14 protein-coding genes are annotated in these 16115 nt (G+C 55.2%); all 14 read right to left on the bottom strand.

From position 1 onward, the window contains the following. Positions 1 to 5: 5 nt before the first annotated feature. A complete protein-coding gene (locus V8L70_RS16200; protein WP_101145809.1) occupies positions 6 to 677 on the bottom strand; it encodes an OmpA/MotB family protein in 672 nt (223 codons plus the stop codon). 5 nt (positions 678 to 682) lie between these two features. Beyond that, positions 683 to 1504 carry a motility protein A gene (locus V8L70_RS16195; RefSeq protein ID WP_101145810.1) on the bottom strand — a complete coding sequence of 274 codons (822 nt, stop codon included), beginning with the start codon at positions 1502 to 1504 and terminating at the stop codon, positions 683 to 685. A 41-nt stretch (positions 1505 to 1545) separates the two neighbouring features. Next, positions 1546 to 2247 (bottom strand): RNA polymerase sigma factor FliA, encoded by a 702-nt coding sequence (locus V8L70_RS16190; RefSeq protein WP_101145811.1) that lies wholly within the window; start codon positions 2245 to 2247, stop codon positions 1546 to 1548. Positions 2248 to 2273: 26 nt separating this feature from the next. Continuing rightward, positions 2274 to 2702: a flagellar protein FlhE gene (locus V8L70_RS16185; protein ID WP_101145812.1), complete on the bottom strand. Its 429-nt coding sequence runs from the start codon at positions 2700 to 2702 to the stop codon at positions 2274 to 2276. Positions 2703 to 2727: 25 nt separating this feature from the next. Next, positions 2728 to 3303, bottom strand: coding sequence for a hypothetical protein (locus V8L70_RS16180; protein ID WP_101145813.1), 576 nt, complete (start codon positions 3301 to 3303; stop codon positions 2728 to 2730). Continuing rightward, positions 3300 to 5528, bottom strand: a complete 2229-nt coding sequence (gene flhF / locus V8L70_RS16175) for a flagellar biosynthesis GTPase FlhF (protein WP_101145814.1) — start codon at positions 5526 to 5528, stop codon at positions 3300 to 3302. The genes V8L70_RS16180 and flhF overlap by 4 nt, the downstream gene beginning before the upstream one ends. Before the next feature lie 56 nt (positions 5529 to 5584). Continuing rightward, on the bottom strand, positions 5585 to 7675 hold the full coding sequence (gene flhA, locus V8L70_RS16170) for a flagellar biosynthesis protein FlhA (protein ID WP_101145815.1): 2091 nt from the start codon (positions 7673 to 7675) through the stop codon (positions 5585 to 5587). Further along, entirely contained in the window at positions 7672 to 8838 is a 1167-nt protein-coding gene (gene flhB, locus V8L70_RS16165; protein WP_101145816.1) for a flagellar biosynthesis protein FlhB, read from the bottom strand. The genes flhA and flhB overlap by 4 nt, the downstream gene beginning before the upstream one ends. Before the next feature lie 103 nt (positions 8839 to 8941). Continuing rightward, positions 8942 to 9637: a protein phosphatase CheZ gene (gene cheZ / locus V8L70_RS16160; RefSeq protein ID WP_101145817.1), complete on the bottom strand. Its 696-nt coding sequence runs from the start codon at positions 9635 to 9637 to the stop codon at positions 8942 to 8944. A 42-nt stretch (positions 9638 to 9679) separates the two neighbouring features. Next, positions 9680 to 10069: a chemotaxis response regulator CheY gene (cheY, locus tag V8L70_RS16155; protein WP_009097747.1), complete on the bottom strand. Its 390-nt coding sequence runs from the start codon at positions 10067 to 10069 to the stop codon at positions 9680 to 9682. Positions 10070 to 10139: 70 nt separating this feature from the next. Beyond that, a complete protein-coding gene (locus tag V8L70_RS16150) occupies positions 10140 to 11831 on the bottom strand; it encodes a methyl-accepting chemotaxis protein (RefSeq protein WP_101145818.1) in 1692 nt (563 codons plus the stop codon). A gap of 86 nt (positions 11832 to 11917) precedes the next feature. After that, positions 11918 to 12979, bottom strand: a complete 1062-nt coding sequence (locus V8L70_RS16145) for a protein-glutamate methylesterase/protein-glutamine glutaminase (RefSeq protein WP_101145819.1) — start codon at positions 12977 to 12979, stop codon at positions 11918 to 11920. 91 nt (positions 12980 to 13070) lie between these two features. Next, positions 13071 to 13943, bottom strand: coding sequence for a CheR family methyltransferase (locus V8L70_RS16140; protein ID WP_101145820.1), 873 nt, complete (start codon positions 13941 to 13943; stop codon positions 13071 to 13073). Next, entirely contained in the window at positions 13940 to 16111 is a 2172-nt protein-coding gene (locus V8L70_RS16135) for a methyl-accepting chemotaxis protein (protein WP_101145821.1), read from the bottom strand. The genes V8L70_RS16140 and V8L70_RS16135 overlap by 4 nt, the downstream gene beginning before the upstream one ends. Positions 16112 to 16115 lie beyond the last annotated feature (4 nt).

Genomic DNA, 16115 nt, shown 5'->3' with positions numbered 1-16115 from the left:
TCTATTCACCCTTCGACCTGCTGCCTCAACAACAGCTCTACGCGCCGGTTGGCCGCTCGGCCATCCGCGGTTGCGTTCGTTTCCATGGGTTGGGTGTCAGCATAGCCGACGGCCCGCATATGAGAAATATTGAACCCTTGGCGCTCTAAATGACGCACGACGGCAATAGCCCGCGCGGATGAAAGCTCCCAATTAGAGGGAAAGCGCGCTGTCGAAATGGGTACGCTATCGGTATGACCTTCCACCGAAATCTGCCCGTCAAAACTGGCTAATACATCGATAAGGCTTTCAACCACGCCGCGCCCTTGAGGCGTCAACACTGCTTGGCCACTGGAAAATAATAGGCTGTTATCAATACGCAGTGTGACCCCTTCACGCCCTTGCGACACGCTCACTCCAGGAATATTGAGCCCGGAAAACTGCGGCTGCAGCCCTTGGTGGCGGGGCTGTATACCTGTGGCAAGTGACGCTAGCGGCAGCGATGATACAGCGCTAGCCGAGCGCATAAAAGCCGTATCCGCCGCTTCACCACCCCCCGGTGGCGTCAGTGAAAGCAAGAGGACAAATAGCGTGATGAGCAGCGTCAGCACATCAAGATAGCTGGTTAGCCATCCCTCTTCGCCCTCCCCAGGCGAGACCGGTATTTCCAGGGCGTGACGGGTATCACGGTCTAACATGATAACTATCCCTTCGCCGCCGAACTAACCGAGGAGTCTGGTCTTGGTTTGACGCTGTTATCACGAATTTCATCGTGGTAATTGGCCACAAACGAGTTAAGGGTCTCTTCAATGAACGAGGGCAGACGGCGCTTAGTGATCAGTGAGATGCCTTCCAAAACCATGTTCATGGTAATCAAGCGCTCTTCGGTCCGGCGCTCTAGCTTCACTGCAATCGGCTTAAACACCAAATTGGCGAGTAAAATGCCGTAGAAGGTGGTCAGCAGTGCCACCGCCATGCGTGGGCCAATGACCTGCAGGTCGCCAGCATCCATGACTTCCAGCATGTTCACCAGCCCCACCAGGGTGCCGATCATGCCAAATGCAGGCGCATAGGTAGCCATGGTGCGAAATATTTGTGCTTCAGCCTGTTCACGCGCTTTCAGGCGGGCAATGCGCCAGCGCAGCATGTCAAAAATTTCGTCCTCTTTGGTGTTGGCGATCACCAGTTGAATGCCGGTGCGTAAAAACGGATTGCGGGTATGCTCTAGCTCGCGCTCAACCGCCCGCACATCGCCTTTAAACCACAGTCGTGACATATCGACCAGTTCCCGGATATCGTCACGCATATAGGTGTTTTCGCGCCGGAATACTAGGCCCACCAACCGCACCACACGGAGCACTTCTCTCAGCGGATAGCTGATAAAGGTAGCCGCCAACGTACCAGTCACCACAATGGCCAGGCCCGGCAAATTGATAAAGCTTGAAGGGGACTCTGCGGTCAAAAACAGTACACTGACCAGCAGCAATATGCTGGCAAATATACCTATCAGCGTCGAAGGATTCATCCACGGCTCCTTGCCGGTCACAAGTGAGTAAAAAAGAGGTGTTATGCCGAGTCGTGTAAACGCGCACGTAAACGGCTGACGGCCTGACTGTGTAGTTGAGAAACGCGTGATTCCGTTACGCCCAACACAGCCCCTACTTCCTTGAGGTTGAGTTCTTCCTGGTAATACAGTGCCATGAGCAGTTTTTCACGCTCTGGCAGTGCGTCAATCGCATCAATCAGCGTTTGCCGCTGCTGGCCATCAAGCAACTGCTCGAACGGTGAGTTGCTCAGTTCATTACTGACCGGCTCGCCGCCATCGGCCACCAGCTCTTCAAACGGCAGCAATTGGCCACTGTTGGTGTCATTGAGGAGCTGCTGGTATTCACTCAACGGCATTTCAAGATGGTGGGCGATTTCGTTCTCTTCCGGTGCTCGCCCCAGCTGTTGTTCTAACTGGCGAACGGCATTGTCTACTGCGCGCGCTGAACGACGCACACTGCGGGGCAGCCAATCGCGGGTGCGCAATTCATCCATCATCGCACCGCGAATTCGTTGGCTGGCAAAGGTCGCAAAGGTCGCACCTTGGGTAGCATCAAAGCGACCGAGCGCTTCCAGCAGCCCTACCATCCCTGCTTGAATAAGGTCATCGAGCTCAATGCTGGCTGGTAAGCGGACCTGAAGCGTCAAGGCCTGACGTCGTACCAGTGGCATATATTGCGTCAACAGCTCACTCTGTTTGATCCTACCTTGTGCTGTGTACATCCTTTCGCCTCGCGGCTATACAGCCTTCACTGATAGTTCACAATCATTTGCAGCCCCTGCACTCGAACCGGCCGTTGGCCTGGGCGTAAGGCGAAACGAAAATGCAATGGCACACCTGCCGTCCGTCCTGCCAATGCGGTAGTGGACCCGCGCATGCCGGTTAACGCAACGCACTGCTCAGGATGGCACAACCAAGCGTTTAACAGCGCACCGGGAGGATGGCTGAACTGCCACTGAATACGCTCAAGCTGCTTTGTCCGAAGATTCGCCGCAGCGGGCGGAGAAACGTTTTGGCTAGCGCTTGCCCGATCACTCATCGCCACCATCAGCCCAGGAACCTGGGTGCTCCAACTGCCGGTAGCGGCCTGGGCACTCGCCGTTAATCCTGCCAGTAACCACCCTGTTAGCAGTAGCGCCACCAGCGGCAGCGCCCTTCTTAATTGCAAGCTTAGCATGCTTAGTCACCTTGGCGGAGTATGCTCATCGTGCAAGTACCAGTAGTTCCATATTTAAGTAGTATTCGGCGGCACCACGCAAGTTGTCGAGCAATCCCTGGCGCGGCAAATGCGGTTCATGAAGCGCTAGCAAACGACGCGGCCCACCGTGTTCCTGTAGCTGGCGCAAGGTGCTGTACATGGCAGCAAAGGCATCGGCATCGCTATTGATCCATAGTGCCCAACGGCTGTACTGAGCGCGTAACTGAGCAAGGTCAGCAGTATCTGCCGCCACGATATGCACATCCCAGTCTTCAGGGTCACCGGCCCAGCTTCGACCTAACGTGGACCACTGCCCCAGACGTGCTTTGACTTTGTTTACCTGAGAGGCACCGCTACCGGGCAGCCCAACCACTATAAGCGGAATTTTGGGTCTGGGTGGCGCTATCGCCTCAGGCGCTTCTGCTTCTACTGCTGCAGCCGTAGGCGTTAATAACGATGGGCTCTGTTCTGGTTCTGGCACATGCTCGGCCGCCGCGACATCAACCGCCCCTTCCGCCTGCTGCTGGCGCTGCAGATTCGCCCACTTACGCAGCCCTGAAGCTTGATCTTGATCGCTCACGTCACACCCTCTCGGCTGACACTGCCCATTTGGCGAATCGCATCGCGGGCCATAAACGCGTAAACCAGCGCATCAAGCATGCCAGTATCGCGACGCCGACGGCTCGTGCCTAATAAATTGAGCAGGTCGCCGCGCAGCGTTTGCGCCTCTTCATCATCGGCAACATCAAGATGCCCGGCAACGGATGCCAAGCCGCTGGCCATGAGTAGGCGCACTTCGGCATTAACATCGCCGCTGTCGGCCTCTTTTAACTGCTGCCAAGCGCGGCGTGTTAATGCCGCTAAGCCATCGCTTTGAAGTTGTGTTAACAGTAGCGAGAGCACCTCGGCTCCCAGCCGAGCAGGGGTAAGCCAGTAGCGGCGCGCTACCACTTTGGCGCTTTCCGGATCACGCACTTCACCGTACCAAGCAAGCAGGGCATAACCCGTCGCATCCTCTACTTCGGCGTAGGCGGTCCACAGCTGCACGGATTGACCACGAAAACGAACGCCCACTTGGTGCGTCAGCACGCTGTCATTAAACAGCTGACGAATGGACTGGCGCTCGTGGTGAAAGCGTACCCGATGACTAGGGGATACTTGGCTGACCCAGGTCAAATGCTCGGCTTCCAACCACGCCAACGCATCAGGCTCGGGTAAGCGCGGCAATAAATGCACCGCGACGCCGCTTGATTCCGTCAGCGCGGCTAAGCGCGGCTGCCACCCAGCAGCATGGCGATGCTGTAACCAGGGTAGCGCCAGCCAAGCGCCCTCTGTGTCCAGGCCAATATCGGGCATTGCCCAGTCGCAGCCGCGCTCATTCCGCCGAGCTGACCACGCCATACCCAACGTCGTATTCACGGCGGGATAGTGGGCGAGCAATGCGTCCAAACGCTCTTCCTGCAGTCGGCTTGGGAGTGACGCTAAATCCCAGATCGCTTCTAATTCCGTAAATCCCGTCACGCGTTGGCGCAGCCGCGCCAGTAGCGACGACAAGCGGCGCCCTTGCCCGAGTACATCCCGCGACCAGCGCGGCATCCCCATGGGGGCGTCAGCGCTTTGTACCTGTTCGCGCTGCGGCGTTGCCGTACTTAGCGCTTGATCCACGAGTGCTTCAGGGGAAGCAATGGCCATATCTTCAGGCACCTGCTGACCATTTGAACCAAACAGCACACGCATCCCGTGGCGCATCACAATGTCGAGCACCGGCGCGAGGCGCCCCGCTTCATCCTGTTTAGTAATAATACAATCGTCTAACTCTGCCCCCGCCGCACGGGCAGCCTGACGATAACGCAGCACGACCTCTTCGAGGGTTTCCGGCTGGCTGGCGGCATTGAGCAGTAGCACCAGGCGCACTCGCGAGCGTCCCCCTTGCAGGTGGGCAATCTGCTCAATCACCCGCTGGTCACGCTGGCTCATGCCTACGGTGTCGATAATCACCCACTGCTTGCCCTGCAAGCGGCCCAGTAAATCGTCGATGGGTTGCTCGGCATCCAGCGCGTACATGGGCGTGTCCAGCAAACGCGCATAGATGCGTAGCTGCTCGTGGGCACCAATACGAAAGCTATCGGTAGTCACCAAGGCAACGGGGCGGGTACCGTGGCGCATCACAAAACGCGCGGCCAATTTAGCCGTGGTGGTGGTTTTGCCTACCCCCGTGGGGCCCACCAACGCAACGATACCGGTTTGGTCGAAAAAGCTGGCTTCATCGCTCAACACACAAAGGCGTTCGATCAGCTGCTGTCGCAGCCACTGCAGGGGCGCTTCGCTGTCGGCATTTAACGCGGCAAGCGGTTCGGGAAGCCCTGTCAGTAGCTCATCGGCAAGCTCGCTGCTAAAACCAACGTTCCATAGCAGTTGGCGCAGGCGGGCGGCCGTTCCCGTTGCTAGCGGCGGCTGGTAGGCAGCCGCTTTTGCGGGTGCGCTGCTTGCCAGCAGCTCACGCATATCCTGCATCTCACGCAATAACCGCTCGCTCATTGCCTGCATGGAGTCTTGCATTGGCGGCGCTGGCGATGGTTCTGGAGACGATAGCCCTGGGGACGATGCCCCTGAAGACGACGGCTCTGGAGGAAGTGACTCTGGCGAAGGCTCAAAATGGTCAATAGCTTCATCCGCCATGGCCAGAATCTCAACGCCCCCTTCGGTGCGCCGATTAGCCACAATCAGGGCATCTTCACCGAGCGCTTCGCGCACTTGGCGCATCACATCACGACTGTTGGCTCCCACGAAACGTCTAACGCTCATGACTTACCCTTTGCCTATGCTGAAAATGGTCAACGCTAGCCTATCACGGCAGGTGGCTACGAACGCCCGCCGACTAGGGTGGTGACCCTTAATGTACGGTCATCGGGAATCTCGGCTTGCGACAACACCGACATATGCCGTAGGCGACGGCGTAAAAAGCGCGAAAGCACTGCCCGCAACGAATGCTGCACGACCAGCACCGGCGGCTCGCCTGAGCTTTCGTGACGCTCTAGCGCCTGCTGCGCCTGGGTCATCAGTGTCTCGGCCAGGCCAGGTTCCATGGCACCGTTGCCATTCATCGCCTGTACCAGCACTTGTTCCAACTGAGCATCCAGCCCCATCACATTGAGCGTCTCTTGGCCGGCAAACCACTGCTGAACAATGGCACGCCCCAAGGACACACGGACTAGCGCGGTCAGCTCGTTGGGGTCTTTTTGCTGGGTGGCGTACTCCGCCAGGGTATCCAAAATGGTGCGCATATCACGGATGGACACGTCTTCATCGAGCAGGTTTTGTAAAATACGCTGCAATACCGTCAACGAAATCGCTTTTGGAATGACTTCTTCGACCAGGGCTTTTTGATCATCGCCCATTTTATCCAGCAGCTTCTGCACTTCTTGGCGGCCTAACATTTCAGGTGAGTGGCGGTGCAGCAGGTGGTTCAAGTGGGTCGCAATCACGGTGCTGGCATCAACCACGGTGTAGCCATATACCTGAGCGTGCTCACGCTGGCCGCTTTCAATCCACACAGCGGGCAAACCAAAGGCTGGGTCTTGGGTATGAGTGCCCTGCAATTCGCCTGAGACCTGGCCTGGGTTAATCGCCAGCCATTTACCCGGCTGCGCTTCGGCGCGGCCGATTTCAGCGCCTTTCATCGAAAGCACATAGGCGTTGGGCGGCAGCTCTAAATTATCGCGGATATGCACGACCGGCGGCAAAAAGCCCACTTCTTGAGCAAACTTTTTGCGCACACTTTTAATGCGCCCAAGCAGCTCACCTTTTTGGCGCGAGTCCACCAGCGGTATTAAGCGATGGCCCACTTCCAGGCCAAGAGTATCGACCAGCTGCACATCTTCCCAGCTTGCTTCCGGGGTCTCTTGTACAGGCACGGGGGCTGCGTCAATTTCCTCTTTAACCAAGGCCTTCTCTTTTTGGCGCGACAACAGCCACGCTAAACCACCCAGCAGCGCGGTGAAGAAGAGAAAGACAAAATTGGGCATGCCGGGCACCATGCCTAGCAAGCCCATGACCACGGCGGCTAAGATCAGTACCTGGGGGTTAACGAACAGCTGGCTCAGCATTTGCTGGCCAATATCCTCGTTCGTGTCGGTGCTCACCCGCGATACCGTGACACCCGCTGCGGTCGAGATCACCAGGGCGGGAATTTGTGCCACTAGGCCATCACCAATCGCCAGCAGCATATAGGTCTGGCCAGCAGCGCCAAAGCTCATATCATGCTGCAGCATACCAATCAGCAGCCCACCGATGATATTGACCACCATAATCACCAGGCCGGCGATGGCATCACCGCGGACAAACTTACTTGCACCGTCCATCGAACCAAAGAAGTCAGCCTCTTGGGCGACTTCTGCACGGCGCTTTTTGGCGTCTTCTTCGCCGATTAAACCGGCGTTAAGGTCGGCATCGATGGCCATTTGCTTGCCGGGCATCGCATCCAGCGTAAAGCGCGCACCCACTTCAGCAATACGGCCAGCACCTTTGGTAATGACCATGAAGTTGATAATGACCAGAATCAGGAAGACCACCAGGCCCACCGCGAAGTTACCGCCGACCAAGAACGCCCCAAACGCTTCAATTACCTTACCCGCGGACGCACCGCCTTGGTGGCCCTCCATTAACACTACCCGAGTGGAGGCGACGTTAAGCGAAAGACGCAACAGTGTGGTGAATAGCAACACAGCAGGAAACGCCGCAAAATCCAGCGGCTTCTGCGTAAACATGCTGACCATCAACACCATAATGGCCAAGGCAATATTGAAGGTGAAGAGTAAATCGAGCGCAAAGGGAGGCAAGGGCACAATCATCATGCCCAAAATCATCAGGATGAGCATCGGCCCGACCAGCAGCTTCATGCGCACGTTACCCATCCAGTCGCGCCGACCAATTAGCTGGTTTAAGCCTTTCATGATTGCGCCTCGTTACCGCCGGTGCCACGCCCGGGGTTTTCCAGCTCTGGGGGAACCGGTAGGTTATCGGGTGTTGGGGGCACGTCACCTCCTTGTTGTGCGACTTGTTTAAGCCGGTAGGCCCAGGCCATTACTTCAGCGACCGCAGTATACAGTTCGGCGGGAACCTCCGCATCGAGATCCACGTGATGGTACAGTGCGCGCGCTAATGGCGCTGCTTCTAAACGGGCAACGCCTGCTTCCTCACCAATTTCGCGAATACGCAAGGCCACCGCATCGGCACCTTTTGCTACCAAACGCGGGGCACCCATGCTGCCTTCCTGATACATCAGCGCTACTGCATAGTGGGTCGGGTTGGTAATGATGACGTCGGCCTGGGGCACTTTACTCATCATTCGGCCCCGCGCCATGGCCTGTTGCTGCTGGCGAATACGCGCTTTCAAGAGTGGGTCACCTTCAGACTCTTTATGCTCGCGCTTGATTTCTTCTTGGCTCATGCGCAGCTTTTTGGCGTTGCTCCAAAGCTGAAAGGGCACGTCGATCAAAATAACCACGATAAGCACCAGCACCATCAGGCCAGCCGCTTGAGCCGCCATACGCAGCGCGTTGGTGAGCGCCTGCTGGATAGGCTGGTCCATCAGCGCCATAAACTTGCCGATGTTGTAATACAAAAACACCGAGACAACACCGCCTACCAACACCGATTTGGCGATAGCTTTCGCCAATTCCACCAGTGCCTGAGAGGAGAAGATCCGCTTTACACCCTTAATCGGATCGAGCTTGGAAAGCTTAGGCTGCATCGACTTCCCTGATATCAACCAGCCGCCCAGCAGCCCGGGCGCTATTAACGCGATGATGGTTAATAGTAAGAACAGCGGCATCATGGCCAATAGCGTGCGCTGACCAAGATCAAGCGCGTTGACCAGCATGGGCGTGCTTTCCATTGCCTGGCGACGTTCAAATAGGAACGCCTGCTCCATCACCATGCCTAACTGGTTATAAAGCATACTACCCATGCTCGATAGGCCAATGACGCCGCCCAATAAGAGCATAAACGTGGTTAGCTCGAGGGAGCGAGGTACCTGCCCCTCTTCACGCGCTTTTTCCTTACGTCTGGGCGTGGCTTCTTCGGTCTTTTCCTGGTCGCTATCGTTATCTGCCATAAGTCATCCGACCAGGTGAAACAAAGGTTATCACGTATTCAGCCGCCCATAGGGACGGCTAAATGGCGCTCTTATTTGCCCGCAGGGCGTTTAACCACGTGCTCTAAAAGCCTAGCTCGTCCAATAAGTCGTCGACTTGATCCTGCCCAGTGACGATATCAGGTGCATTGTCCCTTACTTGCGGCCCATTCAAAAGCTCTTCGTTACGCCGTGCATTGTCGCTTTTCCACTGATCCTCGACCTTGCGCTGCATCGTTTCTCGTGCATGGGCGCCCGGCGCGTTTTCGATCAGCACCTGTACCAGCTGATGTTCGATCTCTTGGATCACGTCCATCATCTTCTTAATCACCTGGCCGGTCAGGTCTTGGAAGTCCTGGGCCATCATAATTTCCATCAACTCTTTGTTGGTCGCTGAGGCCATATCGGGCACGTCACTAAGATAAGTCCGTGTCTCAATGACCAACGCTTTGGCCTCATCGAGCTCTTTGGGGGCTTCAAACCACTCGGCCCAGCGTTTATCCAAGGCGCTGGCACGGTCCGACAACTGATCCTGGAGCGGCTGCGCACGATCAATGGCATTGAGCGAGCGGTCTGCTGCCTGTTCTGTCATGGTAGCGACATAGTGCAAGCGGTCACGCGCATCCGGAATGGCTTCTGCCGCTTTCTCAATCTCTTTATCCAGCCCCAGCTCACGCATATTTTCGCGCAGCATGCGCGTTAATTTGCCAATGCGGTGAATTAGGTCTTCAGCGGCGTCTTCAGACAGCTGGGCAGAACCGGGCTGCTCATTCTGACTCATTATGTGGTCTCCTCGTTAACCAGGCACGCAGGCCTAGCCGCTTTATTTACCCATTTTGTCGAAGATTTTATTGAGCTTCTCTTCAAGGGTAGCGGCAGTGAACGGCTTGACGACATAGCCGTTAGCGCCCGCCTGAGCGGCCGCAATGATATTTTCTTTTTTTGCTTCAGCGGTCACCATCAACACAGGAAGTCCCTTCAAGGCCTCATCCTGGCGGATCTCCTTAAGCATCTCTAAACCATCCAAATTCGGCATATTCCAATCGGAAACGACGAATTCAAAGTTGCCTGCACGCAGCTTATTGAGCGCGTCTTGACCATCTTCTGCTTCATCCACATTGGTGAAGCCCAGTTCCTTAAGCAGGCTACGCACGATCCGACGCATGGTAGGAAAGTCATCTACAACCAGGAAACTCATATTCTTATCTGCCATCGGTCATCCTCTCGTCAATACATGGCACATGGGGTGACTGGTAAGTACAGTCAGGGGTTAAAACGCTTCCTTAAAATTCTTCCCACTCTTCGTGGTCACTGCGCTGCGCGGCAGGCCGACGGGCTGGCTGGTCGGCTCTGGCGGCAGGCATTGTCTGAGAGGTCGAAGTCGCTGACGGTAGCGATTGATGCGCCGCCGCCTGCATACCCAACAGTTTGAAGACTGCAACGGCCTGCTCTAAGCGATTGGCCTGCTCTTCCAACGAAGCCGCAGCAGCAGACGCTTCTTGCACCAGCGCAGCGTTTTGTTGAGTGACTTGATCCATCTGGCCAACGGCTTGGCTGACCTGTTCAATGCCGTCGCTCTGCTCTTGGGAAGCGGCAGAAATTTCATCCATGATATCGGTGACCCGGCGTACCGCGGTGACGACATCAGACATCGTGGTACCTGCCTGCTCGACCAGGGTGGAGCCTTGTTGGATCTGCGTTACCGAGGCATCAATCAGGGTTTTAATCTCTTTGGCAGCATCGGCACTGCGGCTGGCCAAATTGCGCACTTCCCCCGCCACGACCGCAAAGCCGCGGCCTTGCTCGCCGGCACGCGCCGCTTCTACCGACGCATTGAGGGCCAAGATATTGGTTTGAAAGGCAATCGAATCTATAACGCTGGTGATATCGGCGACTTTTTTCGAGCTGGTAGAGATGCCGTGCATGGTCTGAACCACTTGCGCGACGACTTGGCCGCCACGTTCAGCAGTGGTTGAAGCGTCAGCTGCCAACGTACTGGCTTGGCGGGCGTTATCGGCATTCTGTTTTACCGTCGCGGTCATCTCTTCCATGCTGGCGGCAGTTTCTTGAATCGATGCGGCCTGCTGTTCAGTGCGCGATGAGAGATCGGCGTTGCCGCTGGCAATCTCACGGGTACCGTGGTGAATCTCATTACTGCCTTCACGCACCCGGCTAACGATATTGGTGAGGTTCTGCTGCATGGTGCCCATAGCACCAAACAGGCGGCCAATTTCATTTTTACCCGCTTCTGGCAATGGATCGGTCAGATCAGCCTCTGCAATCGCATCCAGGCGCTGAATGGCGCCTCTTAGTGGTGCAATCACCGTACGGCGCAAACCTAAGTAGGTCACTAAGGTCATCAGCAAGGCAAAGATAACTACCCCCGCATTAATCATAGTAAACAGATTGCCCTGAGCCGCTGCATCGGTGCGAATAGCATCTACCCGCTGGAAACCGTACTCAACAAACGCCGTCATACTCGTTGCCAAATTGCTTAATGGCTCAACCAGCTCGTCACGTAGGTTGTTGTAGCTGGTCACATCCATATATTCGAAAGTTTCGTGTTGCTGCTTAACTAGCCCGAGTACAGACCGAAAATCTGCAGTTAAAGCGTCCCCTAACGCTTTTCCTTGTGGCGATAGAGAAGTTGCAGCAAAGCGTTCAAAACGCTCCTCTGCCCGCGCAATGCGATCACCAGCGATGGCGACTTGTGCATTGGATTGCTGGGTCTGGCCGACCATCAAATAGTTAGAAGCGGTTTCCATCTCCAGCATCGCTTGGTTTAACAGCGAGTCGGCACGGTTAATCTCATTTAACTGCGCATCGCTAATACTACTGAGCGTCGACAGATTACTTTGTGAATTGCGGTCGGCCACAACCGCCATGCCCGCAATTAATAATATTAGGGTGGTAAAGCAGACGAGTGCCGTGACCACAGCGGCGTGGATACTCAAATTGCGTAGTAAACGATTCATTGGGAGTTCCCTTGCGAGCTTATTAATTTTTATGCCACTTTTTCACAATGCTTAGACTAGCTTTAAGCTAAGTATAATGATCCGCCCTAAACGCGCTGCGCGCGGCCTGAGGCTGCGATTAGCGCCATCATGCGCGTGGGAATGTCGTCTAACGCCACCACTTCCACCGCACCACCCACCGCAATGGCCTCACGGGGCATGCCGAAGACCACACACGTTTGCTCATTCTGGGCAATGGTCGGCGCTCCCGCTTGTCGCATCTCAAGTAAGCCTGCTGCGCCGTCTTTACCCATGCCGGTCAAAATCACTCCAATGGAATTTTTACCTGCGTGCTGCGCCGCGGAGTGAAATAACACATCTACCGACGGTCGGTGGCGGTTTACCGGTGGGCCACTGTCTAAGCGCGCCACATAGTTAGCGCCACTCCGCGCTAATTTGAGATGCTGATCACCGGGGGCGATATAAGCGTGCCCTGGTAGAATCCGCTCGCCATCAGTCGCCTCTTTAACGGTAATTCGGCATAGCCGATCTAAGCGCTCGGCAAATGAGCGGGTAAAGCCGCCAGGCATATGCTGAGTAATCAAAATGGCGGGGGCGTTAGCCGGTAGGGGCTCAAGCACTGATCGAATCGCTTCGGTGCCACCGGTTGATGCACCAATAATAATCAGCTTCTCGCTGGTGACTAACGGGGCCTTTAAGGCGACAGGCGGCGGGGTATTTTTATGCCGCGCCTGGCGAGGCCGAGAGCGCGCCGCAGCACGTATTTTTTCGGCGATCTCGTCGGCGTACTCCATCATGCCATTGCGAATACCCAGGCTTGGCTTAGCAACAAAATCAAGCGCACCAAGCTCAAGCGCGCGCAGGGTAATTTCCGAACCGCTTTGGGTTAGCGACGACACCATGAGCACCGGCATGGGCCGCAGACGCATTAAGCGTTCGAGAAAATCCAGGCCATCCATGCGTGGCATTTCGACGTCTAGGGTCAACACATCAGGATTGTGCTGCTTGATCAAATCCCTGGCGGCAATAGGGTCAGGCGCTACCGCAACGACTTCCATATCAGACTGGGAATTAATAATTTCCGTTAATAAATCGCGAATTAGCGCCGAATCATCGACACACAGTACTTTGATCTTGGCTGCGCTCAAAGCACGCCTCCTCTTGCTGTAGACGCCTGATGTGTGATTGCAACCGCTGGAGCCACAGCGCCTGAAGCGATCATAAAGACACGACAATTGTTCATTTTTTTGCCAGGGTATAGACGGTCTGGCCGCGTAGTTTGAAAGCGTCGCTGATATACGAGAAGTTTTCTGAGTGGCCGGCAAACAGCAACCCATCCGGCTTCATCAGTGGCGCAAATCGCTTGAGTATTTTTGATTGAGTATCTTTATCAAAATAAATCATGATATTCCGGCAGAACACCGCATCAAAAAGCCCCTTAATTGGCCATTGCGGCGCCAGCAGGTTAAGTGGCTGAAACTCGACGAGGGCCGACACTTCAGGCCGGATCCGCGCAAAGCCTGCATGGTTACCGGTACCTTTCTGGAAAAAACGCTTTACCCGCGCTTCATCAAGCTTGCGCACCTGTTCTAGCGGGTAGACGCCTGCGCGGGCTCTAGCCAACGCATCTGTATCGATATCGGTGGCAATCACTTTGGCTTGTGACGCTTTAGCGCCTAATGTTTCTAAAAGTGTCATGGCTAGTGAGTAAGGCTCCTCCCCAGTGGAGGCTGCCGAACACCAGATTGTGACCGGGTCTTGCTTATTTTTTATATGCTCAGCGAGCAGCGGAAAATGGTGCGCTTCACGAAAAAAAGCCGTGAGATTGGTCGTCAGTGCGTTGGTGAACGCCTCCCACTCCTTAGCCTCGGGCTGGCGATCCAGGCGCTGCAGATAATCGGTAAAGCGCGTCAGGCCATGGTGGCGTAGCCGCTTGGCCAGGCGGCTATAGACCATTTCACGCTTATGTTCTGCCAGCACAATCCCGGCACGCTGATAAATCAGTTCACGAATGCGCTTAAAATCCGCATCGGTGAGTATCAGATCGCGCTCGATCTGATTATTGGATGCCCACTGACCTGCATCTACAACCCCTTCACTTTGTTCGGTCAAAACGCTTCCCACTCCTCTACTGAGGCTGCTTGCCGTTTAACGGGCGAATGAGGCGACGTTGCACTAGGCGGCTGAGCGGCCAATGCGTTCGGCGTCTGCGCGACGTGTTTGGTTGCTGTTAACGCAGGCGGACGTAAAGCGCCGTTGCTGTTTAAGCGAAATGCTTCCACTGATAGCGCTAATAGTCCCGCCTGTTTCTCTAAGGAAACAGCCGCGCGGGCCGTCTCTTGAACACGCAAGGCATTACGCTGTGTCGCTTGATCCATTTCTGCCACCGCCTGGTTGACCTGCGTAATCCCATTACTCTGCTCTTCAGAAGCGGCCGAAATCTCATGCATAATTTGAGTCACGCTACGTGCAGCTTCTGCCACTTCGCCGATCGCCTCTTCAGCTTTGGTTACCAAACTGGAACCGGCGCTAACCTCGCGATTAGAGCCATCAATCAAGCCACGAATTTCTTGAGCAGCACCTGCACTGCGGCCCGCCAGATTACGCACCTCTTCGGCAACCACCGCAAAACCACGCCCATGCTCGCCAGCACGTGCCGCCTCTACCGACGCATTCAGCGCCAGAATATTGGTCTGAAAAGCTATTGAGTCGATCACATTGATGATATCGGCCATCTGCTGGGAGCTTTGGGTAATCCGCTGCATATTGTCGACCAGCTGTGCCATTAGCTCGCCAGTATTTGTTACCTGGATAGCATTGTTATCGGCTAAGCGGCGGGCTTCTTGAGCATTTTCGCTGTTTTGCCGCACAGTAGAGGTCATTTCTTCCATGCTGGAAGCCGTCTGCTGCAGAGAGGCCGCTTGCTGCTCAGTGCGCGCCGATAGCTCTTCATTACCACTGGCAATGTCCCGGGCAGCAGGAGTGACAACATCAATACCCCCTTTGACGTCGGCGATGATGCTGCTGAGGCTCTTGCGCATGGTGTTGAGCGAGTCCATTAACTGGCCCACTTCGTCACGCCTCGGCGGTGGTACTTTTGTCGCCAAATTTCCGCCTGCAATTTGCAGCGTAAAACGCGCTGCACTTTTTAAGGGACGAGTAATCGAACGCAGCGTCAATACACCAATCAAAATGAGCAACAATAAACCAACGCCAAGCACGATGGTTTGCGCACCGAGCATGGTGGCTTGCCCTTGCTGGGCGTCAACGGCCATGGATTCCGCTGCTTGTTGTTTCTGGGCAATCAGTTGATTAACCATTCCTGACAAGTCGCGACCATCGCTGTTCATCACGTTGATGACTGCATCTAATCCGGTAAAGGCTTGATAGGTTTCTTCCGCTTGCAAAACACTGGCAGCTTGGCCCATACCATTGTCTAAAAATGCCTGTAACTGCTGATCAAACTCACCGGCGAGTTCGGTTTTATTGACGTCTCGAGAGTAGTATTCCTGCCATACGGCGGCGACTTCTGCAGTGCTCTCTTCAATACTTTCGCCCATTTCAAAACGCTGATTGATGAGATCCATACGTTCCGGCTCAATCATCGCTTGCCGGGTTTGGGCGATGGTTTGATCGATTTGCTGCAAGCGAACGACATCACGCAGACCATCATTATTTAGCTGCGCCAAACGCTCGCCGGAGGCATTTAAGCCATACAGCCCCAAGCCGCCACTCATAAGCAGTAGCACCCCAGCCACCACAATCATGCCTGCCAATCTTGCCCGAATGGTATCGAGCCGCACTCGAGCCAGACGGCTGAACAGCCCTTTCTGACGTAAACGACCTTTATCCAAATAGAGCCGTTTATTGCGTCCTTCACGTAGGTCAGCGTAAGCCCGCTCCGCTTGCTCAATAGCCTGCCGTGCGGCTTGAACACGTACCGAGGTGTAACCCACCACTTGTTCATCTTCGATAATCGGAGTCACGCTGGCATCCACCCAGTAGTGGTCACCGTTTTTGCAGCGGTTTTTAACCAGCCCGCGCCACGTTTCCCCCGTTTGCACGGTTTGCCAGAGGTTTTCAAAGGCTGCTGGCGGCATATCGGGGTGACGTACCAGGTTATGTGGCGCACCTATCAGCTCTGCGTGGTCAAAACCACTAATATCGATAAACGCGGGGTTCGCATAGGTAATACGCCCTTTAGCATCGGTACGTGAGACTAAGAAATCATCTTCTTTTAACTCGATTTCACGCTGAGAGACTGGCTGGTTATTCCGCATGATC

The organism is Vreelandella arctica (genome assembly GCF_037070215.1).
Lineage (GTDB): Bacteria > Pseudomonadota > Gammaproteobacteria > Pseudomonadales > Halomonadaceae > Vreelandella > Vreelandella arctica.
The sequence above is the reverse complement of the archived record's forward strand: the minus strand, read 5'-3'. Positions and strand labels throughout refer to the sequence as shown.

Coding starts and splice junctions, on each gene's coding strand:
- V8L70_RS16200 (WP_101145809.1), bottom strand. CDS start 677: ATGTTAGACCGTGATACCCGTCACGCCCTGGAAATACCGGTCTCGCCT.
- V8L70_RS16195 (WP_101145810.1), bottom strand. CDS start 1,504: ATGAATCCTTCGACGCTGATAGGTATATTTGCCAGCATATTGCTGCTG.
- V8L70_RS16190 (WP_101145811.1), bottom strand. CDS start 2,247: ATGTACACAGCACAAGGTAGGATCAAACAGAGTGAGCTGTTGACGCAA.
- V8L70_RS16185 (WP_101145812.1), bottom strand. CDS start 2,702: ATGCTAAGCTTGCAATTAAGAAGGGCGCTGCCGCTGGTGGCGCTACTG.
- flhF (WP_101145814.1), bottom strand. CDS start 5,528: ATGAGCGTTAGACGTTTCGTGGGAGCCAACAGTCGTGATGTGATGCGC.
- flhA (WP_101145815.1), bottom strand. CDS start 7,675: ATGAAAGGCTTAAACCAGCTAATTGGTCGGCGCGACTGGATGGGTAAC.
- flhB (WP_101145816.1), bottom strand. CDS start 8,838: ATGGCAGATAACGATAGCGACCAGGAAAAGACCGAAGAAGCCACGCCC.
- cheZ (WP_101145817.1), bottom strand. CDS start 9,637: ATGAGTCAGAATGAGCAGCCCGGTTCTGCCCAGCTGTCTGAAGACGCC.
- cheY (WP_009097747.1), bottom strand. CDS start 10,069: ATGGCAGATAAGAATATGAGTTTCCTGGTTGTAGATGACTTTCCTACC.
- V8L70_RS16150 (WP_101145818.1), bottom strand. CDS start 11,831: ATGAATCGTTTACTACGCAATTTGAGTATCCACGCCGCTGTGGTCACG.
- V8L70_RS16135 (WP_101145821.1), bottom strand. CDS start 16,111: ATGCGGAATAACCAGCCAGTCTCTCAGCGTGAAATCGAGTTAAAAGAA.